Here is a 536-nt window from a genome sequence, read left to right as displayed (position 1 = left end):
CCGGAATCCGTCGAGGCCTTCCCGTGGGCGCTGTTTCACAAGATGGGCGAAGCGGGCTTGTTTCGCATTCCGTTCGGGGCCGATCTCGGCGGGCGCGGGCTTGCGCACCCGGTGACAGCCTGCGTGGCCACACTGGAGGAACTGGCCTATCATTCCAATTCCGTTGCGGCCATCTATGACGTGCACTGCATCCTGGCCGGCCGGACGCTCGAGGCGGCCCCGGCCGATTTGCAGAAGCGTTATCTCAAGCCGCTGATGGCCGGCGAGATCGTCGGCGCGTTCGCCACCTCCGAGCCCGGCACCAGTTCGGACCTGACGCCGCAGGCGATGGAGACGGTTGCAACCGACAATGGCGACGACCTGATCGTCAACGGGCGCAAGCGCTGGATCACCAATTCGCCGGTCGCAAGCTTCGTCACGGCGCTGTGCCGGACCGGGGACACGACCGTGATGGTCCTGATCGATCTTGACACCGAGGGTGTGACCGTTGGCGCGCCGGACAAGAAGCTGGGCAACCATGCCCAACTGACCGCCGA

General features: G+C 65.5%; 1 protein-coding gene. It reads left to right on the top strand.

Annotated elements, in window-relative coordinates:
• On the top strand, positions 1-536 hold a 536-nt coding region (locus JJ917_17850; GenBank protein ID MBO6700690.1), incomplete at both ends, for an acyl-CoA dehydrogenase family protein.

Source organism: Hyphomicrobiales bacterium, assembly GCA_017642935.1.
In the GTDB taxonomy this organism is placed as follows: domain Bacteria; phylum Pseudomonadota; class Alphaproteobacteria; order Rhizobiales; family MH13; genus MH13.
Note: the sequence above shows the minus strand (reverse complement) of the source record. Positions and strands in the feature narration are given on the sequence as shown.